The organism is Mammaliicoccus sciuri (assembly GCF_025561425.1).
GTDB lineage: Bacteria > Bacillota > Bacilli > Staphylococcales > Staphylococcaceae > Mammaliicoccus > Mammaliicoccus sciuri_A.
The window spans coordinates 2,131,725-2,155,277 of the sequence record NZ_CP094824.1; the positions used below are offsets into that span (position 1 = coordinate 2,131,725).

The 23,553-nt window shown below is 31.5% G+C and carries 23 protein-coding genes, 2 tRNA genes and 2 pseudogenes; 9 read left to right on the top strand and 18 right to left on the bottom strand.

What is annotated here, in order from left to right:
• The first annotated feature begins 57 nt into the window (after window positions 1–57).
• Together MUA60_RS11090 and MUA60_RS11095 are read left to right on the top strand one after the other, a co-directional pair.
• Entirely contained in the window at window positions 58–3,441 is a 3,384-nt protein-coding gene (locus tag MUA60_RS11090; protein WP_262648284.1) for an N-acetylmuramoyl-L-alanine amidase, read from the top strand.
• A gap of 148 nt (window positions 3,442–3,589) precedes the next feature.
• Window positions 3,590–4,591 (top strand): acyltransferase family protein, encoded by a 1,002-nt coding sequence (locus MUA60_RS11095; RefSeq protein WP_262648285.1) that lies wholly within the window; start codon window positions 3,590–3,592, stop codon window positions 4,589–4,591.
• Window positions 4,592–4,642: 51 nt separating this feature from the next.
• Here MUA60_RS11095 and MUA60_RS11100 read toward each other — a convergent pair whose 3' ends face one another.
• A complete protein-coding gene (locus tag MUA60_RS11100) occupies window positions 4,643–5,179 on the bottom strand; it encodes a hypothetical protein (RefSeq protein ID WP_262648286.1) in 537 nt (178 codons plus the stop codon).
• 126 nt (window positions 5,180–5,305) lie between these two features.
• On the opposite strand from MUA60_RS11100, the gene MUA60_RS11105 reads away from it, so the two are divergent.
• A complete protein-coding gene (locus tag MUA60_RS11105) occupies window positions 5,306–6,463 on the top strand; it encodes an aminotransferase class I/II-fold pyridoxal phosphate-dependent enzyme (RefSeq protein ID WP_262648287.1) in 1,158 nt (385 codons plus the stop codon).
• A gap of 15 nt (window positions 6,464–6,478) precedes the next feature.
• Window positions 6,479–8,077 (top strand): M20/M25/M40 family metallo-hydrolase, encoded by a 1,599-nt coding sequence (locus MUA60_RS11110; protein ID WP_262648288.1) that lies wholly within the window; start codon window positions 6,479–6,481, stop codon window positions 8,075–8,077.
• A gap of 270 nt (window positions 8,078–8,347) precedes the next feature.
• Here MUA60_RS11110 and menB read toward each other — a convergent pair whose 3' ends face one another.
• From menB to MUA60_RS11130, 4 genes are read right to left on the bottom strand one after another with little or no spacing between them, the layout of a single operon-like run.
• Window positions 8,348–9,169, bottom strand: coding sequence for a 1,4-dihydroxy-2-naphthoyl-CoA synthase (gene menB / locus MUA60_RS11115; RefSeq protein WP_262650618.1), 822 nt, complete (start codon window positions 9,167–9,169; stop codon window positions 8,348–8,350).
• A complete protein-coding gene (gene menH, locus MUA60_RS11120; RefSeq protein WP_262648289.1) occupies window positions 9,142–9,963 on the bottom strand; it encodes a 2-succinyl-6-hydroxy-2,4-cyclohexadiene-1-carboxylate synthase in 822 nt (273 codons plus the stop codon). The genes menB and menH overlap by 28 nt, the downstream gene beginning before the upstream one ends.
• Window positions 9,944–11,623: a 2-succinyl-5-enolpyruvyl-6-hydroxy-3-cyclohexene-1-carboxylic-acid synthase gene (gene menD, locus MUA60_RS11125; RefSeq protein WP_262648290.1), complete on the bottom strand. Its 1,680-nt coding sequence runs from the start codon at window positions 11,621–11,623 to the stop codon at window positions 9,944–9,946. The genes menH and menD overlap by 20 nt, the downstream gene beginning before the upstream one ends.
• Window positions 11,624–11,625: 2 nt before the next feature.
• Window positions 11,626–12,960 carry an isochorismate synthase gene (locus MUA60_RS11130; protein ID WP_262648291.1) on the bottom strand — a complete coding sequence of 445 codons (1,335 nt, stop codon included), beginning with the start codon at window positions 12,958–12,960 and terminating at the stop codon, window positions 11,626–11,628.
• A gap of 205 nt (window positions 12,961–13,165) precedes the next feature.
• Between MUA60_RS11130 and MUA60_RS11135 the strand changes: the two genes are divergently transcribed.
• Window positions 13,166–14,104: a 1,4-dihydroxy-2-naphthoate polyprenyltransferase gene (locus tag MUA60_RS11135; protein WP_025905471.1), complete on the top strand. Its 939-nt coding sequence runs from the start codon at window positions 13,166–13,168 to the stop codon at window positions 14,102–14,104.
• 35 nt (window positions 14,105–14,139) lie between these two features.
• Here the strand turns inward: MUA60_RS11135 and MUA60_RS11140 are convergent, their stop codons facing one another.
• The 3 genes from MUA60_RS11140 to MUA60_RS11150 form a co-directional block, all read right to left on the bottom strand.
• Window positions 14,140–14,868 (bottom strand): alpha/beta hydrolase, encoded by a 729-nt coding sequence (locus MUA60_RS11140; protein WP_262648292.1) that lies wholly within the window; start codon window positions 14,866–14,868, stop codon window positions 14,140–14,142.
• A 34-nt stretch (window positions 14,869–14,902) separates the two neighbouring features.
• Window positions 14,903–15,370, bottom strand: coding sequence for a GNAT family N-acetyltransferase (locus MUA60_RS11145; RefSeq protein WP_262648293.1), 468 nt, complete (start codon window positions 15,368–15,370; stop codon window positions 14,903–14,905).
• Between the two features lie 470 nt (window positions 15,371–15,840).
• Window positions 15,841–15,990, bottom strand: a complete 150-nt coding sequence (locus MUA60_RS11150; RefSeq protein ID WP_262648294.1) for a putative holin-like toxin — start codon at window positions 15,988–15,990, stop codon at window positions 15,841–15,843.
• A gap of 324 nt (window positions 15,991–16,314) precedes the next feature.
• On the opposite strand from MUA60_RS11150, the gene MUA60_RS11155 reads away from it, so the two are divergent.
• On the top strand, window positions 16,315–16,524 hold the full coding sequence (locus MUA60_RS11155) for a hypothetical protein (protein WP_262648295.1): 210 nt from the start codon (window positions 16,315–16,317) through the stop codon (window positions 16,522–16,524).
• Window positions 16,525–16,621: 97 nt separating this feature from the next.
• On the opposite strand, the pseudogene MUA60_RS11160 reads toward MUA60_RS11155, so the two are convergent.
• The 8 genes and pseudogenes from MUA60_RS11160 to MUA60_RS11200 all read right to left on the bottom strand — a co-directional run bounded on the left by MUA60_RS11160 (window position 16,622) and on the right by MUA60_RS11200 (window position 19,418).
• Window positions 16,622–16,816: pseudogene (locus tag MUA60_RS11160) on the bottom strand (LSM domain protein).
• Between the two features lie 45 nt (window positions 16,817–16,861).
• Entirely contained in the window at window positions 16,862–17,059 is a 198-nt protein-coding gene (locus tag MUA60_RS11165) for a hypothetical protein (RefSeq protein ID WP_262648296.1), read from the bottom strand.
• Window positions 17,060–17,091: 32 nt separating this feature from the next.
• Window positions 17,092–17,214, bottom strand: a complete 123-nt coding sequence (locus MUA60_RS11170; RefSeq protein WP_262648297.1) for a hypothetical protein — start codon at window positions 17,212–17,214, stop codon at window positions 17,092–17,094.
• Between the two features lie 369 nt (window positions 17,215–17,583).
• On the bottom strand, window positions 17,584–17,829 hold the full coding sequence (locus MUA60_RS11175; RefSeq protein WP_262648298.1) for a hypothetical protein: 246 nt from the start codon (window positions 17,827–17,829) through the stop codon (window positions 17,584–17,586).
• Window positions 17,830–18,090: 261 nt separating this feature from the next.
• Window positions 18,091–18,178 (bottom strand) — tRNA-Ser (locus MUA60_RS11180).
• 1 nt (window position 18,179) lies between these two features.
• Window positions 18,180–18,254, bottom strand: a tRNA-Asn gene (locus tag MUA60_RS11185).
• Window positions 18,255–18,386: 132 nt separating this feature from the next.
• Window positions 18,387–18,940: pseudogene (locus MUA60_RS15565) on the bottom strand (competence protein ComK).
• A gap of 112 nt (window positions 18,941–19,052) precedes the next feature.
• Complete coding sequence (locus MUA60_RS11200; RefSeq protein ID WP_262648300.1) at window positions 19,053–19,418, bottom strand: VOC family protein; 366 nt, start codon at window positions 19,416–19,418, stop codon at window positions 19,053–19,055.
• A gap of 243 nt (window positions 19,419–19,661) precedes the next feature.
• On the opposite strand from MUA60_RS11200, the gene MUA60_RS11205 reads away from it, so the two are divergent.
• Complete coding sequence (locus MUA60_RS11205) at window positions 19,662–19,877, top strand: IDEAL domain-containing protein (RefSeq protein ID WP_016911637.1); 216 nt, start codon at window positions 19,662–19,664, stop codon at window positions 19,875–19,877.
• Window positions 19,878–19,950: 73 nt separating this feature from the next.
• Here the strand turns inward: MUA60_RS11205 and MUA60_RS11210 are convergent, their stop codons facing one another.
• Window positions 19,951–20,946 carry a lipoate--protein ligase gene (locus MUA60_RS11210; RefSeq protein WP_025905641.1) on the bottom strand — a complete coding sequence of 332 codons (996 nt, stop codon included), beginning with the start codon at window positions 20,944–20,946 and terminating at the stop codon, window positions 19,951–19,953.
• A gap of 169 nt (window positions 20,947–21,115) precedes the next feature.
• On the opposite strand from MUA60_RS11210, the gene MUA60_RS11215 reads away from it, so the two are divergent.
• Together MUA60_RS11215 and MUA60_RS11220 are read left to right on the top strand one after the other, a co-directional pair.
• Window positions 21,116–21,301 carry a YkvS family protein gene (locus MUA60_RS11215; protein WP_025905642.1) on the top strand — a complete coding sequence of 62 codons (186 nt, stop codon included), beginning with the start codon at window positions 21,116–21,118 and terminating at the stop codon, window positions 21,299–21,301.
• 2 nt (window positions 21,302–21,303) lie between these two features.
• The gene (locus MUA60_RS11220) at window positions 21,304–21,909 is read left to right on the top strand and encodes a CPBP family glutamic-type intramembrane protease (RefSeq protein ID WP_262648301.1); all 606 of its coding nucleotides are present in this window, start codon (window positions 21,304–21,306) and stop codon (window positions 21,907–21,909) included.
• 65 nt (window positions 21,910–21,974) lie between these two features.
• Here MUA60_RS11220 and MUA60_RS11225 read toward each other — a convergent pair whose 3' ends face one another.
• Window positions 21,975–23,486 (bottom strand): bifunctional metallophosphatase/5'-nucleotidase, encoded by a 1,512-nt coding sequence (locus tag MUA60_RS11225; protein WP_262648302.1) that lies wholly within the window; start codon window positions 23,484–23,486, stop codon window positions 21,975–21,977.
• Window positions 23,487–23,553 lie beyond the last annotated feature (67 nt).

The following is a 23,553-nucleotide window of genomic DNA, read 5'->3' on the forward strand; positions in this document are numbered from 1 at the left end:
ATATTAAAAAGCCTTATACTGTGTATAAATAAATACCTATACAAAAGGAGATTGTTTATGGATAAAAAATTCTATTACAAAACCCCCGCACTTGTAGCAATGACTTTAGCAGGTACTACGCTCGTATCACATCAAGTTAATGCAGAAGAACAAACAACAAACAAAGAAAATAAAAACATCATTGAACAACACGATAATGCTAGTCAAATTCAAGATGAACAAAAAGAATTAAAAAGCCAATCTTTAAACGTTTCAGGTACGAAAGAATATAAAGATCCTTCTATAATTGATGAACCAAAACAAGAAGTGGAAAATACAGCTGATGAAACACCTCAAATTACTTCTAACGAAGAAGAACAAAACTCTGATGTAGCTACTACTGAAGATAATTCTGAAGTTACAAACAACAAAGAAGTTTCGGATGACTCAGTTCAACCTACTTCTAACAATGAAGAACAAAACTATGAAGTAGCTTCTTCTGAAGATAACTCTGAAGTTACGAATAACGAAGAGGTTTCTGAAGATTCAACTCAACCTACTTCTTATGAAGAAGAACAAAATTCTGATGTAGCTTCTATTGAAGATAATACTGAAGTTACGAACAACCAAGAAATTTCTGTAGACTCAGCTCAACCTACTTCTAACGAAGAAGAGCAAAATTCTGAAGTAGCATCTACTGAAGATAATACTGAAGTTACGAATAACGAAGAGGTTTCTGACGACACTGCTCAACCTACTTCTACTAATGATGCTCAAAATACTGAAGCGGCTACTAGTACTCAAAACGACAAAGTTCAATTAGAAACTGCTAGTGTTCAACCACGAGTTAGCACTTTTGCATTTAGATCTGTAAGTAGTGCGCCTGTTGTTAAAAAAGCAGTAGCTACTACTAGTTCTTATAGTCCTACAGTAAGTTCATCAATAAATAGTCAAATTAGAAATAATAATTATACAGTGCCGACATATGTTGAAGATTTTTCAAGTCATATTCCTAAAATTCCATATCGTAATGGTGTTGGTAAACCTGAAGGAATTGTTGCACATGAAACTGCAAATCCTAATTCAACAATTCAAGGTGAAATTGCATATATGAAAAACAACTATGAAAGTGCTTTTGTACATGCCTTTGTAGATGATAATAATATTATCGAAGTTGCGCCAACTGATTACTTAGCTTGGGGTGCTGGTGGCGTCGCAAATGAACGATTTATACATGTTGAATTAGTTCGTGTTTATGGCGGAGATCGTTTCGCTCGCTCTATTAACAATTATGCAGATTATATCGCAACTAACCTATCATATTATGGCTTACCATTTGATAGTGCTGAAAATGATGGTACTGGTACTTTATGGTCTCATGATGCCGTTTCAAGATATTTAGGTGGCACAGATCATAGTGATCCATATGGTTGGTTTGCTGAAAATAATTATACTTTTAATGAGCTTGTAGATTTAGCGCGTGAAAAATATTTATATAAAACAGGTAGCGCAACTCAACCTACTACACCTGTAACATCTAAACCTAAAACGACTACACCTGTAGTTTCTAAACCAAAGACAACTACACCTGTAACATCTAAACCTAAAACGACTACGCCTGTAGTGTCTAAACCAAAGACAACTACACCTGTAACATCTAAACCTAAAACGACTACGCCTGTAGTGTCTAAACCAAAGACAACTACACCTGTAACATCTAAACCTAAAACAACTACTCCTGTAGTGTCTAAACCTAAAACGACTACGCCTGTAGTTTCTAAGCCTAAAATGACTACTCCTGTAGCGAGTCCTGCTAAAACAGTAGTTGTTAACTATAAAGGTAAAGTTAATACAAATGCATCAGGTGTCTATAGTTCAGTTTATGATACTAAAACTAAATCAGCTGCTAACAAAGTTGGTAAAACATTTAATATCGGTAAACAATCTAACTATAACAACCAAGTATATTATTTATTACAAGATAATAACGGTACACCTTTAGGTTGGGTGAAATCTAGTGACATTCAACTGCAAAATAATACTAAAGCAACTCCTAAACCTGTTGCTTCTAATACAGCGAAACCTAAAGCAACTTCTAAACCTGTTGCTTCTAACACTGTAAAACCTAAAGCAACTCCTAAACCTGTTACTTCTAATACAACAAAGGCAAACGCAGTTGCAAAAACGGTTCGTGTTAACTATTTAGGTAAAGTTAATAAAAATATTTCAGGTGTATATACTTCTGTATATGATCAAAAAACTGTACCTGCAATCAACAAAGCAGGAAAAACATTCAAGATTGGTAAACAATCAACTTATAACAATCAAACATATTATCTACTTCAAGATAATAATGCTATTCCATTAGGATGGGTAAACGCTAAAGACGTTCAATTGCAAAAAGTAACAACACAACCAAAAGTTGTTAATAAACCAACTGTCGCTCAACCTAAAAAGACTAATGCTATAAAATCAAGTACTGTTAACAATCAACCTGTTGTCTTAAAAGAGAACTATCAAAATTACTTAATTTTTGATAACAGTGGATATTTCTATAGTGAACCTACAGTATCTAAAAAAACATTACTCGGTTCATTACAAAACTACCAATATTCATACTTTAAAGTGATTTCTTCTCAAAAAGTTGGTAATGAATTATGGTATAAAGGTTTATTAAATGGTAAAACTGTATGGATTAATGCTAAGTATTTACAACTCGCTACAGAATCAACAAATATTTCAACTAGCCCATACACGTTAGATCAAGCTGTCGATATTCAAATGGCATTAAGAAATGGTTCTGAACCTAAAAAAGTATTAGCAAGTGGTATTAGAAATGCTACGAGAGCTGAAGTTAAAGATGCAATGGATACAAGTAAGTATGTAAACGATCCAGTTCAAAAATATCAATTTTTAGACTTAAACAAATCTCAAAATATTTCAGTAACTAAATTAAATAACTTGTTACGTGGAAAAGGGATTCTTGAAAATCAAGGTAGTGCCTTTAGCCAAGCTGCAAAAGCAGTAGGTATTAATGAAATTTATTTAATTTCACATGCATTATTAGAAACTGGTAACGGTACAAGTGATTTAGCTAACGGTGGAGCAATTGACCAAAATGGTAATGTTGATTTAAATGCACAAACAAAATATTATAATATGTTTGGTGTTGGCGCTATTGACAAAAATGCATTATACGGCGGTATTAAATATGCTCAACAAGCAGGATGGAACACACCTGAAAAAGCAATCCTAGGTGGTGCTCAATTTATAGCTAATAATTACATTAAATCAAGACAAAACACACTTTATAAAATGAGGTTTAATCCACAAAATCCTGGGGTTCATCAATATGCAACAGGCATAGACTTCGCTAAGTCTAATGCAAAACGAATTAGCGACTTCTATCAACTGATTCAAATAGACGGTCAATATTACGATGTCGACCAATATAAAGCATAATATTAAAGTAAAAGCCAATGCCTTTAATAAGGCATTGGTTTGATTTTATAGTGTTAACGAAATAAAATTATTTGTACTTTTGAAAAATTTAATTTATAATCTACATTTCAAGCAAATTGTAGATTATCGTTTTAGGGGAGCACTTTTCATGACAAACGAAAAAGAAAGAGACCATTATTTTGATAACGCACGATTTTTCTTAATTGTGCTAGTTGTATTCGGTCATTTAACAAGATCTTATGTTAATGAAAGTCATATTTTCAAAGCACTATATATGTTTATTTATAGTTTCCATATGCCAGCATTCGTACTGATATCAGGATTCTTTGCTAAAGGTGTAGGAAAACCAGGTTACATAAAAAAAATTACTATCAAACTCTTACTACCTTATTTAATATTCCAATTATTTTATGGTTTATATTACTACTATATTGATAGAGACGATACATTAAATATTAGTCCCTTCGATCCACAATGGGCAATGTGGTTCTTAGTAAGTTTATTCTCATGGCACATTATTTTGCATTTTGTGAGAAACTTCAATCCATATATCACATTTACAGTAGCAATATTATTAGGTTTAATTGTTGGTTATTTTGACTTTATTAATGCAAAACTTAGTCTATCAAGAACATTTGTATTCTTCCCTATTTTCTTACTAGGCTATTACATCAATAAAGAACAGTCATTAATTTTAAGAAATAAAAAGCATATTTGGTTATCTTCCATTAGTTTAATTGTTATTTTCATCGCTTATTTACTTACTGATTATAACTTTGAATGGTTATTTGGTAGCAAACCTTACTCTGCACTTGAAGGCGATGTAGACGTTTATAGTGCATTAAAAAGATTATTCATATATGTGGTCATTTTCGTTTCAACATTTAGTTTCTTAAACTTAATACCAGAACGTAAATTACCATTAACTTATATTGGTTCAAGAACAATGTTTATTTATTTACTACACGGACTTTTCGTAGGTCTATTCCGTTCAAAAAAATGGGATCAAATGTTATTAGACCAACCTTATGTTTGGGTTGCAATCATACTTATAACAATTGCTATTGTCTACTTCTTCAGTAGCGATCTTGTAAGACATTACACAAATCCCGTTGTTAACATTAAAAAGCCACCAAAAAAGAAAAAATAAATATAGAAAAGCCAATCCTTTGAGTACATAACTTAAGGATTGGCTTTTTGTTTATCTAATTAATGTTGCATACGATATCGTTCCGATAAATTTATCTTCACTATTTAATAAATAGGCAGGTATTTGTACATGTTTATGAGTAATAGGCGCTAACTCATGATTGTTATTATAAAGATTTTCTAATACTTCATAGCTCGCACTTAATAAGTATGTTAAATAATCTACCCACTCTTGCGTATACGGTGTATCTGACTGAATAAATAATATTGGATTCTCTTTTTTAGACGTTGGTTGCATAAAATCAGAAACAAATTTTCTTTCGTCTAACGATAGTTCTTCTTTCACTTTAAATTTGATATGGAATTGCGCATTCTTAATAAGTCGATTATCTTGCCCGAAATAATATCGATGAAAATGTGATAATTGAGCTTCCGCTCTACAAATATGTATTGAATCTTCTTCAAATGAAACCATCCATTGTTCATCATTATTTTGTATCAATACAAACGTTGGATGTGGTAACCAATCAAAAATATTTAAAGATAGTAGTAACTTTAATCGCTGATTCATATTAGCTAAATTCACCATATAAACATCCCCTATTATTGTAATGTTTCCCTTATTGTAATACGTTTTCTAAATTTTTGCTATATTCATTTATTTGTATGCTTTTTAAAGTTATAATGAAACTATCGTTTTGAAGAGGTGATAAAAATGCAATTACCATTAAATAAATTTGCATCTCAACTTCAAGTGTCTGGTATTAGAGCGATATCTAACCGCATACCTGAAATTGATGATGTGATTAACTTAACAGTTGGTCAACCTGACTTTCCTGTACCAACAAGTGTTAAAGATGCAATGAAAGATGCAATTGATCATAACTTTACATCTTATTCTCATAATGCTGGGTTACCAGAATTGCGAAAAGTCGTTGCACAATATTATAAAGATCGCTTCAATGCTTCATTTGAAACAGGTGAAATCCTCATCACTAATGGTGCAAGCGAAGCATTAGACACAACTTTAAGAGGAATTCTTGAACATGGCGATGAAGTATTAATTCCTTCACCAGTATATGCTGGGTATGTCCCCCTTATCGAGCTGTTAGGTGCTAAGCCTATATACATAGATACTACACAAACTGGTCTTAAAATAACGCCTGAATTAGTTAAATCTCATATTACTGATAAGACAAAAGCTATCTTGCTGAATTATCCTAATAACCCTACAGGAATTACGTTGAATCAACAAGAAGTAGAAGCTCTTGTTGATGTATTTAAAGATTACCCTATTTATGTAGTCAGCGATGAGATTTATGCTGAGAATACATTTAATCAAACGCATACATCTTTCGCTTCATATGACGCAATCAAAGATCAATGTATTTTATTAGGCGGCTTGAGTAAGTCTCATTCAATGACTGGCCTTAGAATTGGCTTTTTATTAGGACCACAATATGTTATGAAACAATTAACATTTGTACATGCCTATAATTGTATTTGTGCGAATGTACCGAGCCAATATGCTGCAATTGAAGCATTAACAAATGCAATTGATTCACCTAAAGAAATGAATAAAGCATATATAGAACGTAGAGATTATGTCTATAAGCGATTAATTGAAATCGGCTTTAAATTAAATGAAAAACCTCAAGGTGCATTTTATATTTTTCCGCAAATTTCACATTTCGGAATGGATGATTATGAATTCTGTATGAAAGCACTTGAAGATTACCACGTCGCGATTGTACCTGGTTCAGCTTTCACCCATATTGGCAAAGGCTATATTAGAATTTCATATGCTTACAATTTAGAAGCACTTGAAGAAGGACTGAATAGATTAGAAAGAATGATTCAAGAACTATTTTAAAGGGGCTGAAACACAATGGATTTATTATGGCAAACGTTTGAAGATAGAAGCGATTTACTTAAAAGCTTGGTCAGACATCAATCTATAACGCATTCAGAAGGAGAAAAGACTTTTCCTTACTTTTTAAGGGAACAGTACTTAAAGTTAGATTATTTTAAGCGTAATGCTCATCAAGTTATGCTGCAACCGACTGGGGATGGTCGTCATGCAGTTCTTGCATATTACAAAGCACCACAATCTAAAAAAACACTCGTTTGTATAAGTCATTTTGATACGGTCGGTATCGATGATTATAGCGAATATAAAGATGATGCTTTTGATATGGATAAAATCACAGAGAAATTTCGTCAAGATATGAAATACTTAACGCCTGATGCTAAAAAAGATATCCAAACGCACAATTATTTATTCGGACGTGGTTCAATGGATATGAAACCAGGTCTAATGATACATATGTCTCTGATAGAAAAAGCCATCCAAGAATCATGGGATATTAACATAATCGTAGTTTCAGTACCTGATGAAGAAGTTGAGTCTAAAGGTATGCATGCCGCCGTTCAAAGGCTCAATCAAATTCGTAAGGAAGATCATTTAGATATAGCTTTACATTTAAACAGTGAACCTACTTTTTCACAAGCAGAAAATGACCCAAATCATTATGTATATTCAGGAACAATAGGCAAAATTATGCCTTCAGTATTGTGCTATGGTAAAGAAACTCATGTTGGACAACCATTGAATGGTATTAGTTCGAACTACATACAAAGCTTTATTAATAGCAAAATGGAATACTGTACTTTGTTTAAAGAAACATATAAAGATGAAACGACGCCGCTTCCAGTCTCTCTTATGAGTAGAGATATTAAAGATCATTATGACGTTCAAACACCATTTAGAACTGTTTCATTATATAATGTATTCTTATTTAACAGAAATGCAGAACAAGCTTTTAATATATTTAATGATGTTGTTAAAGATGCTATTCACAATTGTGAACAAGCATACCAAGAAACATTAAAATCCGAGGGCTTTGATAAAAAGTTATCCATTAATATCTTAACTTTCAAAGAATTAAAAGCACTTGCAATAAAAGAGTATGGTGAAAGTAAAATTAATCAGATGATTGAACAAATTGTTCATGAAATTCCTGATGAAAGAGCGCAATCTATAGAAATTACGGATCGATTTATGCATATGTTGAAAGGTTTGGGACCAAGTGTTGTGACATTTTTTGCACCACCTTATTACCCTGCTGCGCACTCTTCTGAAGATCCATTTATTGATGAAATCGTCCAAACTGTTAGTGAGACATCTTTAAAACAGTTTGATAGAGTGTCAAAAAGACAATATTTCTTTAATGGTATTAGCGATCTGAGTTATGCCAAATATAGACAAGACGATTTAGGATTTGAAAGCTATATTGAGCAAACACCTGTGTTTAATCAATCATACTTTATACCATTTAAAGATATACAAGAAATAAGTGCACCTGTCATAAATATTGGACCTATCGGTAAAGATGCTCATCAAGTAACAGAACGCATCAACATGAAAAGTGCTTTTGAAGAAATACCTACTATTATTGAGCAAGTTATAAGAAAACATTTATTATAAAAATAAGAGTTTGGGACAGAAATGTTCTAGACTCTTTTTCATATTTTCAGAAATATAGTGCTGAACATTGCAAGTGGAGTGCGACAAGCAATGTTGGAGTTCTGAACATTGCTATTCAAGCGTGACAAGCAATGTTGGAGGGCCTTGTATTTATCTAGACTGACCAAACAAGATAAATAGACGCTCTGTATTTATCAAGACTGGCCAAACAAGATAAAAAAGGCTGAGACATTATAAAATGTCTCAACCTCTTGTTTTTTTCTATCAATATTAAGGAAACTTAGGAAATTGATCGAAGTCTGGTTGACGTTTTTCTTTGAAAGCCTCTCTTCCTTCTTTTGCTTCGTCTGATGTGTAATATAATAATGTAGCATCACCAGCGAATTGTTGTAAACCAGCTAATCCATCAGTGTCAGCGTTCATAGCAGCTTTTAAGAAACGTAATGCAGTTGGTGAATGTTGCATCATTTCTTTACACCATTGAACTGTTTCATCTTCAATTTTATCTAATGGTACAACTGTATTTACAAGACCCATATCAATCGCTTCTTGTGCATCATATTGACGACATAAGAACCAAATTTCACGTGCTTTTTTATGTCCAACAATTCTTGCTAAATAGCCTGAACCATAACCAGCATCGAATGAACCTACTTTAGGTCCAGTTTGACCGAATCTTGCATTTTCAGCGGCAATTGTTAAGTCACATACGATATGAAGCACGTGTCCACCACCAATAGCATATCCTCTAACCATAGCTACTACTGGTTTAGGAATTACACGGATAAGACGTTGTAAATCTAACACATTTAATCTTGGAATTTGATCATCGCCAACGTAACCACCATGTCCACGAACAGACTGGTCTCCACCTGAACAGAATGCTAAGTCGCCTTCACCAGTTAAGATGATAGAACCTACTCTTTCATCATCTCTAGCTCTAGAGAAAGCGTCGATCATTTCTTGAACTGTTAAAGGTGTGAATGCATTACGTACTTCTGGACGGTTGATAGTAATCTTAGCAATACCTTCGAAAAATTCATATTTAATTTCTTTATATTCTTTTATAGTTTCCCATTGTCTTGACATAATTTGCCTCCTAAAATAAATTCTATTATTATTGTATCAAATTTTGAGGGTTGTTCCACATGAATTGTGTGCCCAGCATCTTTAACAATATAAAATTTACTATTTTTTATACTTTCGTTCATTTGTTTACCTATTTGTATAAACTTTTCATCTTTTTGACCGACGATAATACAAGTTGGCACATTCATTGTATTCAAATGATGCCAATTGGATGGTTGTGAACCTGTACCATAATCTTTAAGTGCTTTACTTAAGCTGTTTGGATTTTGAGAAAGTCTCATTTGTTTAATACGTTCTCTTTCTTCAGTAGAAAGTATAGACTGACTATTAAATAATGGAAGTTTAGACCATTCCTCTACAAACTTAGGTAATCCAATTTCATGAATGCGCGCTGCTCTATTATGATCGACTTCAATTCTATTCTGTTTATCTGATGGATCTTTAAGTCCTGGACTAGCACTTTCTAAAATCAAGCCGCTTAATAGCTCTGGGTATTGTACAGCAAAGCTTAACGCAACACGCCCACCCATTGAATATCCATGCAAATAGACCTTTTTTAGCTCTAAATAATCAATGACTTCTTTAATCTTAGAGACAATAAAATCCATTGACCATATATCATCATAACTTGATTCATCATGTCCATGTCCAGGTAAATCAATGGTTATGACATTTAACCCATGCTTACTTAACGTACGCTCAACTAAATGAAATGATGTATGATCACTGATGAAGCCGTGTAATAAAATAATAGACGGTTTATGTTCATCATACGACTTAACGTGGTGATTTAACATATTGGATACCTTTCATTTGTTCAAAAAGTTGTCTATGTGTTGCGGTATTTTCTTCTCTATTCGTTAGAATTTCGTATAAATAAGAACCGAATTGCGGTAAAGTTTGTTTCTTATAATCAGAAACACTTTCGAATTTTTCGTAACCTAACTCATACAGATGCGCAACATGTTGAAAATCTAAATCTAGTGGCGTACCGAATAATTTCTCAAAATGTTCAGGTGCTTCTTCTTTAGGTGCTAAGTAATTGAAGATGCCCCCACCATTATTGTTTAAGCACACAATTGTAATATCTAAATCATGTAGTTTACTCATAATCAAGCCATTCATATCATGGAAGAACGAAACATCACCAATAATAAGTGTGACTTTTTTATATACAGACATACCAAGTGCAGTCGACACGACACCATCTATACCATTTGCACCTCTATTAGCTGCTATTTCAGCTTTTGAGTTTAAATTAAATGTATCGACATCTCTTATTGGCATACTATTACCAACAAATACAGTATCTTTAGAAGTCATTTTTTTCAATAAACTACCAACTGCAGCACCTTCATCTGTTTCTTCTTCGATATATTTTTCAATCAATGTACTTGCTTCTTTGTCCATTGTTATCCATTTTTCTAACCAATTCTTGTTTTGAGTTGGTGATACATCTTGAGCTTGTCTGAAGAAATCATTTGGACTTAATTCCACTGAAATCGTTGGTACTTTAGGATAAGCATCAGGTGTATCATTATTTTGCACAAGAATTTGTGGACATTTAACTTCTTTTAACCAATTGTTTAAATGTTTCGAAACGACTGGTTGCCCCACTCTAATTATAAATTGTGGTTCAATACTTAAACCACCTTTGAATAATGCATCATAAGTAGAAATCACATTTGGATGATTTAATTTTCTCAAATTACTTAATGGATCAGCTAATATAGGAATATTATGAATCGCTGAATAAGTTAATATTTGAGATAAATCTTGACCTTGTGTATCTCCTACTATAACGACTCCTCTTGGTTTTTCGATATATGTTTGTATACTCGTAAAATCAATCGATTTTTGGTATTTTGTTTCTAATTTTCTTTTAGATGACAAATATCTTCTTAATTTCACATTAGGAATTAATGGCTCTCTAAATGGAAAATTAAAATGTACAGGACCTCTTTGTGGACCAACAAAATGTTTCTCAGCTTTAATCATATTCATATTAATTACATTTAATGTACCCTCTGAGTCATCAGCTATAGGCATATCAAATTGAAACTTCGTAAAGTTTTGGAACATATTTACTTGATTGATTGCTTGAGGTGCACCAACATTACGTAGTTCATGTGGTCTATCACTCGTAACAACAACAAGTGGTAATCGACTAATAAACGCTTCAGATACTGCTGGCATATAATTAGATGCAGCTGTTCCTGAAGTACAAATGATTGCAACAGGCTTTTGACTTGCTTTAATTATGCCAAGTGCAAAAAATGCTGCGCTTCTTTCATCTGGATGAACCCATGTTTTTAAATGTGGATGTCGTTCACAAGCTATCGCTAATGGTGTAGATCTTGATCCAGGACTAATAACAACATCATCGACACCATATTCATATAATTTAGAAACAAATGTAAATACTTGTTTAGTAAGACTTTCAGTATGTGTACTCAATTCTACATCACTCCTAGTGCTTTCAACATTGGTTTAAATTTTAAGTCTGTTTCTTCAAACTCAGATATTGCTTCAGAATCTTTTACAATACCACAACCTGAATACAATGTTGCAGTATGATTGTTCACTAACATAGATCGAATAGATACAACAAATTCACCATTATTTTCTAGATCGATATAACCTAATGGTGCACCGTAAAATCCCCTTGTACCAAACTCTTCATGTTCTATAAATTTTATCGCTTCAACTTTAGGAAATCCTCCTAATGCTGGCGTTGGATGCAATTGATTAACAATTTCTAATACATTTTCAGATAGTAAATCTGCTTGTATTTTCGTATATAAATGATATAAATGTTTATTTGTGAGTATGGTTGGCTTTTTATCGTATTCAATGTGTTTCGTAAATGATTGAATATCATGAATAATACTATCCACTACATAACGATGTTCAAATTGATTTTTAAAATCATTTAGAAGCTCAGCCTTTAATTCATCATTCTTTGTTTCATCTTCTGTTCTTAAAATCGTACCAGCAATTGCATTTGTATATAGTTTACCATCTTCTATTTGGCATAATTGTTCAGGTGTTTGTGAAATAAATTGAGATTTACCTGACTCAAATAGTAATAAATAGCTTGATTCATTTGAATCTAATGACCTTTGTAATGCATCTTCAACATTAACATGATCTTCAAATTCAATTTGTCTTCTTCTGGATAGTACGACTTTTTGTAGTGCTACAGATTGATTCATTTGTGAAACAACTTTAGTAACTAACGCTTTCCATTCTTCACTTTGAATATCTTTATTTTCCACTACTACAGGATCAATCGATTCGATTTTTTCATTTTCTGTTTCTAAAATATTAATAACTTCTTGAATGTTGTCGAGATCGAATTTGTTACTATGATCCGTATAAGTAAGATAATAATGACCATTTTCTTTTGTCACCAAATATTTAGGCAATACAAAATGACTCATCCCGTAATCTTTCCATTCATTCGTTAATGAATGCTCTGAAAATTGAAAGCCACCAAAGAATTTTAGATGGTGTTTTTCATCATGTAACTTAATCGTATTTAATTGTTCTTTAATATTTTGCCAGTATTCATATATATCATCATGTTCTAGATGCGAATACCTAGCTTCTAATAAATATCCAATTCCACACATTTCTAATTTAGAATCTTTAGATTTGTAATAAAAATGTTGTCCTGTATAATTGATTTCTTTCCTTAATAAATGGATTAAATCTGGTTGATATTGAAGCTCAATTTCAACTGAAATATAATTTTTATTTCCATCGATTTCAGAAATTATCTGTTGCTTCAAATCCGTCCTCAAGGCCATTTCACTTCCACTTCTTTCCGAAAAATATCTATCTACTTATTTTATCATTTTTTAAGTGAACATGCGTTAATATTGTTCTTTAAATACAGAATATAAATTAAAATTTTACACAATTACAGTGATTGACCAATTGATAGCGAAAGCATATACTAATACTGTCAAAAATATAAATTTAAGAGGTAAATACATGTCACAAAATTTATCACAGCATTCAGGCTTGAAAAAATATTATCATTTGATGAGACCACATACCCTTACAGCATCATTTGTTCCTGTATTATTAGGTACTGCTTCATCAAAGATTTTTTTAACAGGTGCTGAAGCATCCATTAAAATTTCAGTCGTATTAGCAATGTTACTCGCAAGTATTTTAATACAAGCAGCAACTAATATGTTTAATGAATACTTTGATTATAAGCGTGGATTAGATGACCATACTTCTGTTGGTATCGGAGGCGCAATCGTAAGAAATGGTATGTCTCCTAAATCCGTTTATAATTTAGCAATAGCATTCTATGTTATAGCTGTCATATTAGGTATTTACATATGCATGCAAAGTACATGGCTATTAATACCAATAGGATTAGTTTGTATGGCAATCGGTTATTTTTATACAGGTGGTCCAATCCCTATTTCATGGACGCCATTCGGTGAAATATTCGCTGGATTCTTCATGGGATTTGTAATTGTCATGATTTCATTCTATATACAAACAGGTACTTTAAGCTTTTATCCAGCATTATTAAGTATTCCAGTTTCTATTACAATTGGACTTATCAACTTAGCAAATAACATTAGAGACCGCGAAAAAGACAAACAAAGTGGTAGAAAGACTTACGCAATCTTAGTCGGTAAAAGACTTTCCATCATGACTATGGCAATTCTATATATTTTCGCATATGTCTTTGTTATTTACTTAGCATTATTTAAACCATACGGCTCTCTTTTATGGTTGCTCGTCTTAATATCTGCACCATTCCCAATCAAAGCCGTACGTCGATTTAACAAAAATGACACACCACAAACAATGATGCCTGCAATGGCAGCAACAGGTAAAGCAAACACGATCTTCGGATTGTTATTAGCACTTGGTGTATATATTAGTGGTTTATTAGGTGGATTATAATCAATAAGACCACGCCAACAAATGTTGGCGTGGTCTTATTTTTTTAAGAACTCAAGTATATCTTGTTCAATTTGTTCTTTATCGTCACTTCTTGTCATTAAATGTGTTGCATTTTTATAGGCTGTTAATTCTTTATGTTCTGATGCTATATCATGATATATTCTTTCAGCGCTATCTTGATAGAATGTTTGATCTAATTCACCATACTTTATAGAGATAGGTATATTTACTGCGTTTAAATGATTCATAATATCCTCTATAAATGATGTAAAAAGACGTGCACCTTCTTCATAATCATCAATGAGTGCAAATTGGCGTTTACTTTCATCTTCATCTAAACCTTGGATCTGATTAATTCTTTCTCCATAATGATAGAGCCTTCTTTTAATATCTTTATTCGTTCTATTATGAGGTGTAGACATTGCTATACATTTCTTCAAATCAAATGTTTCGACAAGTTTTAAAGACATAAGCGCACCTAATGAAACACCGAGCACATGAATGGTTTCATATCCACTATCCTTTAAATAGTGATAGCTATCTTGTACCTGTTCCCACCAATCATTTGTCGTATAGGCTAATAATCCTTCTAAACTTAATCCATGTCCTTTATAAGCTGGAATATAGCAAGTATATCCCGCTTCGTTTAGAAACTCTGCTAAAGCTTTTACATCTCTTACTGTACCTGTAAATGAATGCAATAATATAACCGCTTCATCTCCACCTTCTAAAAATACATTTTGAGATTCTTTCAATTTCAACAATCAAATCACTCCGATTTCAATTTCGATATCACTATTATAACGCTTTTTCCATATAATAGTTTGTCGTTTCAAATCCCATTTTTTTATATAACTCATATGCAATTTGATTATGACCGAAAACATGGAGTCGAATACTTTTAATGTCCTGTTCCTTGCAATACTCATCTAGAGCTTGCATCGTCATCTTACCTAAACCTTTACCTCTTTCAGATTCGTCAATCTTAATATCATAAATAAAACTCTTTAATACATGGTCTTTCTCGAATACATGTAGCCATAAAATACCAACCTTCTCCCCTTCATTAAAGACATTAAAAATTTTATGACCTTCCGTATGTAAACCATCAGGTAGAAGTTTCTTAAAATATGCTCTACCTCTCTCATCCGCTTCTTCAACAGACCAAGAACCACTTTTCACTTGTTCATCAGCAAATTCTTTCAAAGAAACCTCATAAAAATCATTAAAGTACTGCATTTCCATTAATTTTAATTCAACAGTCATATAATCCCCACCAATCTCTATATTTAGGTTCATTATACACTTCTAAAAATTAGAAACAAAAATACAATTATTTGTTTAACCACTTAATAAACATAATCCCCAAAATTAAAATACTCACAGCAACAAGCGATTCAATCTTCTCCTTCTTCGTCGTTTTACGAATACTTATACTTGCTTTCATATCAAACACACTCCGTCCATAATAAACTCAATAATCATTTCACTAGCATTATTTTGAACGTTTAATCATTCCTGCTATTATCAATACCGTTCCTACAATATTTGTAATAATATTAATAATTGTTAATACTCTTGACCCTTTTTTATATCAAATACACCTCTTAATCATTAATTTTTCACAATAGACAAATACTTCCAAATTGTGTTATAATTTCTTTGAAAAACGACAACGTGCTGTAACACGTTGTCCAATGAGCCCGTTAAAAAGACGGTGACTAATTTTTAATAATTTAATAAATTATCTCAAACTGGTAAAAAGTTGTAAGAGATGGTTTATTTTTTTGGTTCATTTTTACAATTGCGATTACTAAACCTAATAATAGTACGATAAAACTACCGAAACTAAACATTAAGTTTAGCGCATCGCTAATCGGAACCACTATTGCCTTCTCCTTTCTAAAGATTTAGTTGATACTTTCATAAGCATCACCTCACTTTATACTAAGATTGGCCAACATCTATCCAACTTGCTCTGTTATATTATAACAAATTCCCAGTATTTTTTATATACATTTGCGACCATAATAGACAAAATATTCCAAATTATGATATTATAAAAACGAGAAAACAATATACAGCAACACGCTTTCCAATGTGCCCGTTTTAAAGACGGTGACTTTGTTAATTACTAAAAATAGCCATTTAACATGCCAAAGTTAAAAATGGCTATTTTTTATGATTATATCATTACAAGGAGTGAAACTATGAAGCATCCAAAGTACATATTATTATCTTCATTACCTATCTACTTATTATTCTTTATACTAGGATTCTACGCTGTTATTTATAAAGAAAATCCTATCTCTAGAGTAATAGCTGTAATTAGCATGATAATCTTTACAATTATGCTCATACTTCTTGTTTCAAAGGTATTAGATGCTAGCAAACAAAATAAAAATAGAAAAATAACATAGTAAGATTTTTAGAAATAAAAACAAGCTATCACAACACTGTGATAGCTAAAAATTTGTCTAAAAATAGTACCATAACCATTAATTCTTTGTTAGGTGCTTAATTTAAGATTTCAATAGATTTTATTTCACTTTCATCAAAGTCGTATATTTGTATTCCAGTATCTAAATTTATAGAATCTTCTCCACTTTCATTATCCATTTCATCATCATAACTTATAACTTTACCTGTAAATTACTGACCATCATCAGCTTCAATTAATACCATTTTTCCCACATAAGTCCATAATTTCATGTTTTACCCCCATGCTACAAGATCAGTTTCAGGGAACTCATTATTTTATATATATTTCTCGATTCTATAAATCGCATGACCTAAATAGTTACTTGTATCTTGATCATATTCCGATTTTTTTGCATAGAGTATTTCACAATCATCAATTCTTATAGTAACTCTCCCCGACACTTTTTGGTCGTTAGGATAATAATCATAAGTCACACTTTTTTCGTCTTTGCTGACTAACTTCAAATCTAACATTAATCACTACCTCCTTTTTCTAATTAACCCTTCTATTGTTTTAATTCTTTTTCTCTTTTTGTATGTCGTCGTTTTAGTTGTTCTTTTTCTCTTTCAGCTATTCTTTGGAATGCTTTAGCCGCATCTTTAGGTGGCATATAAGCGTCTAGAATCATTTCGTATTTCTTTAACCTTATATCTCACTTATTTTTGATTTTTACTATATTATACAATTTATTCAAAATTCTTACAATAAAGCGAAAAATAATCAAATTTTACGTTAAACATTGAGATCGACATCAATCACGATCTCAAACTAAAAAAGCCCACCTATTTCAATTAGTTGAGCTTTTGAGTATACATATGTAGTGTTGGCTATTTCATTCTTCATAAATTAATTCCGAGTCTATTTTTATTTGGTTAACATATAATAAATTAAGGAAATGCAACAAATAATGATTATTATATTGATAGTAATCATACAAATATCTTTAGCTTTATTTGTCATTGTAATCACCTCATATTATTATAACGCTACACAGAACTTATCCCCATGCAACTAATTGTGTTTTAGGTAACTCTTCTAAATCAACAATGTTTCTCATTCTACTAGCAGCATGTATGAAATATAATGACTTATATTTTTCCATTTCAGTTTTAGTAAAATCTATTATTTCTTTGTCGTGTCTACGCATTGTAATTTGACCAGGCGTTAGTTCTTTATTATCTTCAGGATAATAATTATAAGTCACAATTTCATCATTGAATTCAATTAACTCCATTGTTAACATCTTAATCACTCCATTTAAGACTTAAATGACTATAGTATTTTTGCTATTACGCTTTTATATCAAATATTATAATTATTCATTTAATCATGTTCAAGAGCTTTTTTTAACTAGAATAAATGATCAATTTGGTCACATGATTAAAAATATGATGCTAGTGTGACCATGTTGTGCCCCAAAATAATAAATCCGCCTAAATAAAAAAGAAAAAACCTTGAGTTATCAAGGTTTTTCTTTTCACTATACGTGACTAATTAATCTGAGCGGAGATGGAGGGATTCGAACCCTCGCGCCGCAGAACGACCTACACCCTTAGCAGGGGCGCCTCTTCAGCCAACTTGAGTACATCTCCATGGCTCCACAGGTAGGACTCGAACCTACGACCGATCGGTTAACAGCCGATAGCTCTACCACTGAGCTACTGTGGAATAATTAAATTTTTATCAAGCACAAATACTATTATATCAAGCATCTTAATATTTTCAAGAGGAAACCTAAAAAAAATAACGGAACATTTACACTTTATTTGCACTTGTTCCGTTAATATTTATTTTCGTATGCTAATGTTGATTTTTCAAATACATCTTAATAACATCAAGTACACTATACCCATCTTGAGTTAAATCGATATTTGGTGTATTTAGTTGCTTAATAAAGATATTATTTCGGTGATTTCTATAGTACAAACATAAACAGTTTAAGTATTGGTGATTAATAACGTGGTAGGAAATTGGAAAAACGAGGCTTTGATCTTGCTCTAAAAATATCTTGGTCTTATTGCCATTGTATTCTTTGAAATCTTTAACATAGAGTATATTTATCCATGTGTTGTCTATTGACCTTTCGGAACCTGTGCAGAAAAAATAAGTGGATGTAACTGCGGTACTAAAATCGGGGATTTGCTAGTAATTCTGGTAAGCCTTTTTGTAAAAAGCTTTCTTTCATTGAAGTGCTCGCCATAAAAGCGACATGACTGATTCATAATTTCTTGAGGCTTCTGTTTAACGATGAATGGTTCTCTTCCCGCTTCAGACACCTCAGTATGAATGGTGTGATCGTCTACTTTAACTCCTCTAATGTACATCGTATTTTGTTTAATTACATATTTAGTCATAATATGCTCCTTTCAAATTTTATGTAATTACAACGAATGGATTTACATTTATTGTAATTACACAAAATATAATCTATATTTAAATATAAGTCAATACTTTTTGAAATAAATTCTATTGTTTTTTTATAAATTCTAATCGATTTCCAAAAGGATCTAATAAATGTATTCTATTTGCGCCTGGAAAACGATTATCTGTTTTAAACTCTATTTTTTCATTCGTTAAATGTTCTTTTAAATCTTCTAGATTTTCAACATTAATAGCTAGATGTGCTTTTTTTAATGGTTCAAATCCTTCTTCAATACCAATATGCAAATCAATTTGATTGATATTAAACCAAATGCCTCCATTGCCTCCCAATGACTCAGGCTTTTCTACTTCTTTAAACCCTAATTGTTTACAATAGAAATATCGTGCTTTATCCTCTGACCCTTTAGGTGCTGATAATTGTACATGATCCCACTTTTTTAATTGATACATTATGATTCTCCTTAAGTATTTTTGATATATATGGTTCGACTACTTAAAATTTTCACAACCGTATTCTGAATTGTGAGCAAAATAATTTGAAATTAGATTATAGTAACATATAATGAATTTATAGAGTAAGTTTATCACTGATTTCGGATTATAAATTTACTTTTTAAAATTTCTGAATATTCATTGCATTTAGAAAATAAATACGCTATAATTTTAACAAATAAAGTCAAGGGGTTGTTTAAAATGAAACAATATTCTCAAGTTAAGCACCAGAGTTTAGAAACTTTTGTTAATAACTTAAATGATTTATCAGTTGAGCTTGTGATTGACTCTGCTTTACGCGAAAATCGTAAAAGAGAATTAATGGTTTTAATTGATGAAGCACTTGCGAATCGTAATAATACTTTATTTGAACAATACAGTGAAGAATTAATTCAGTTGGAGGATTTACAATCGTGAGTTGTCATTTAAAATTTAACACATAATAAGAGACTACTTTTGAAAACATTCAAAAATAGTCTCTTTTATTTGTTTATAGCATTAAATTAATAATTTCTTCTTTAGCGATATCTCCAAAATAGTGATAAACATCAATATCTTTTAATGCTTCTTGAATAGATGATTTTTGATGTTGAACACCTATTAATGCTTCTTCAATATCTTTTACATCACCGACACCAAAGAAATCACCGAATATTGCTGCGTGTTCTATTTTACCTTTTTTAACATCTAATTTAATTTGGACAAGTCCTCTATCAAATTTATGACTTCTTTCAAAGTTGTATTTAGGATTCTTGCCATAATTCCATTCCCATTTTTGGTATTTATTTTTACTTAGTTCATTAATGTTATCCCAATCTTCATCTGTTAAATGGTATTCTTCAACATCTTCACTACCTTGTTGTTTAAAGATCGATGTAAGTATACGTTGTTTAAATGTTTCAATATCCATTGGCTCTTCTAAGAACTCTTGTATGTTTGCGACACGTGATCTTATAGATTTAATACCTTTAGATTTTATTTTTGCTTCGTTAACGCGAAGTGCATTTACAACCTCTTCGATTTCACTATTTAACATTAATGTTCCATGTGAGAACATGCGATCTTTTTGTTTAACCATTGCATTACCTGATATTTTTCTTTCCCCGACTTGAATATCATTTCTACCAGATAATTCTGCTTTAACACCCATTTCATTTAAAGCATCAACGATTGGTTGTGTAAATTTCGCAAAGTTATGGAAACTGTCTTCGTCATCTTTTGTAACAAAGCTAAAGTTAAGATTACCTAAATCGTGATATACAGCTCCACCACCAGAAATTCTTCTTACAACTTTGATGTTGTGTTTCTCAACATACTCTTGGTTAACTTCTTCAATCGTATTTTGATTTTTCCCTACAATAATGGATGGTTGATTAATATAGAATAGGAAATAACTATCATCTTTAGGAAGAGAAGTTAAGACATATTCCTCCATAGCTAAATTAATCATTGGATCGTTAATACCATTATTACTTACAAATTTCATTATATTTCCTCCTTCTTTTCTCCCCAAATAGCCTCAAGTATATAGTACCATATGTTTGATTAATCATATGTATGATATGTTTATGTTAAAATAGAGTATATTTGTTAATACTTTATAAACTGAGCATTATTTAGTATAATGTTTCATAGTATTATTTAGGAGGAATAAGATGACAATCGCAGAAGTTGGAAATATCATAGAGTTTCAAGATGGATTAAGAGGTAGAGTTGAAAAAATTAATGAAAACTCAGTTATCGTAGATATCACAATTATGGATAACTTTGAAAGTTTAGAGTTACCTGAAAAAACTGTAGTAAATCATAAGCGTTATACAATAATTTCTGAAGAGGGATAATAGTGAAAAGACAAATTAATCCTCAATTAATATGGTTCATATCTAGTTTCATTATTTTTCACATTATTTTATTCATTATGCAAGGTGAAAAAGAAGTATTCTGGTACTTATATACTGGTATTATGCTGATTGCGGGCATTAGCTATGTCTTTTATCAACGTGACATCAAATCTAAACGATTACTTCAATCAATTGGATATGGTCTCATTGGTGCCATTATATTAGTTCTACTTCAGCTATTATTATCACAAATTTATAATGGCTTGTCATATGCATCCTTATTTAAAGAATTAATGCATGCTGGCGTATTTTATAAGTGGCAAATGCTTGTAACAATTGTAATTGCTATACCTTGTCATGAGTTATATATTAGAACAATTTTACAAAATCAGTTGCAACTGAAATTTTCACAACCTATTATTGCAATCGTTGTGAGTGCCCTTGCATCTAGTTCACTATTTTTATATTTAGATAATTTAGCTATATTTATGTTTATATTTTTAGCACAACTCATATTATCTACATTGTATTTCTATACGAAAAGAATCGTAACATCTTATGTAGCTCAAATTGCAGCAATCATCATACTCGTTATAATTTTCAGCTAATACATTTAATAAAAACACCCCCCAAAATTTTAGCAATTATGCTAACTTTTTAGGGGTTTTTTATATTACAATACTTCAAAATGATGTTCTAAATCATATTTGCCCTTTGATTCTGTCAGTTCTTCAATCATATATTCTATGACGGTCTTCTTCGCTCTCTCATACGTTGATTCAGAAATAATCTTATTAACATGTCTAAATAAATAATCCGTCATAATAACTGAATAGGAAGCTTCTAAATCAATATTCTCTAAGTTAACTCTACTACCAACAGGTTTACTCAAATCAATCGTATATTCGAAACCTTTCCATACAGTCATAAGTGTCGGTTCTAAAATATGGTCATTATATTGAACCGTATCCCCTTCTTTATACAGTGCTGTAGCAGTTCTTTCTATAATTCGCTTTATTTCAGCACCAGATAAATTAATTTTGACTGGTTTATCAGTATGTACATATGATTGATAGACATCTTTAACTTGTAACTCGCCACGTAAACCGTTACCAGTCAGGTTCCCAATTTGTGCACAAACAAAATCAGTTTCTTTAAATGCTCTCGTCATACTTTGTTGAATACATTCCATGAACTTATGCGGTTTTATAAATAAGTCTGTTAATTGTTTATAATCTAACACGACAGGTACGTCAACAACGCTCTGTTCAGACCAATGTTGGACAGCTTTTTGGTCGAAATACGTTAGTTCCAATAAATCTCTATCTTCAGGATAACTTGAAATTTCTACGTGCTTAATAGACGTATCAATAATTTCTACTGAGTTTGCTCTTTTCTTGAATTGAATAGACATATCTACAATATTCGTAGCATCTTTACCTGGTTGTATAAACTGTGTTTCTTCGACTTTTAGATCAACGATATGTTCTTGATGACCTGTAATAATGACATTAACGCCTTCCGTACTATTCGTCATACTTTCAGCGTTGTTACTGTAATATGATCTATAATTATTTTTATCTGTGTAAGTGTTTAAGCCACCATGGTATAACATAATCAAAAAGTCAGGGCTTTCTTTTTCATGTAAATATCTCACCCATTTTTTTGCTGTAGTCATAGACTCACCAACAAGCACCTCGTCTTCAAACTCAACGTTTTTATTTTCCATAAGACCACTAGATGTGAAACCTATGATGCCTATTTTTATACCTTCTACATATTTAATCGTATAAGGTGTTGTAAAATATGGTTCACGAGTCTTACTATGTTCAATATTTGCTGCTAACCAAGGAAATCTGCTTAATGCAATAGATTTATTTAAAAAGTCTAAGCCAAAGTTGAATTCGTCAGGGCTCACACCACTTGCATCAAATTGCATTTCATTCATCACTTTAATCATTGGATTTCTCTTATATGGGGCAATTTGAGCGTAATAAAAAGCAAACATTGAACCTGACAACATGCCACCATTATCTAACAATAAGACGTGGTTATTGGTTTTGCGTTTATGTTTAACGTAAGTGGCCATCTTTAGAATGTTACCACTAATACCACTTTTTCCTATTTGTCCATGTAAGTCAGAAGTAGCTAATAAATCAATTGTTATGGTTTCATTCGTATTCAATGCTATCCCCACCTTTTTTATTTATTTTACCATTTTTAAATACTGTTAGGGCAGTTTACGACCATTT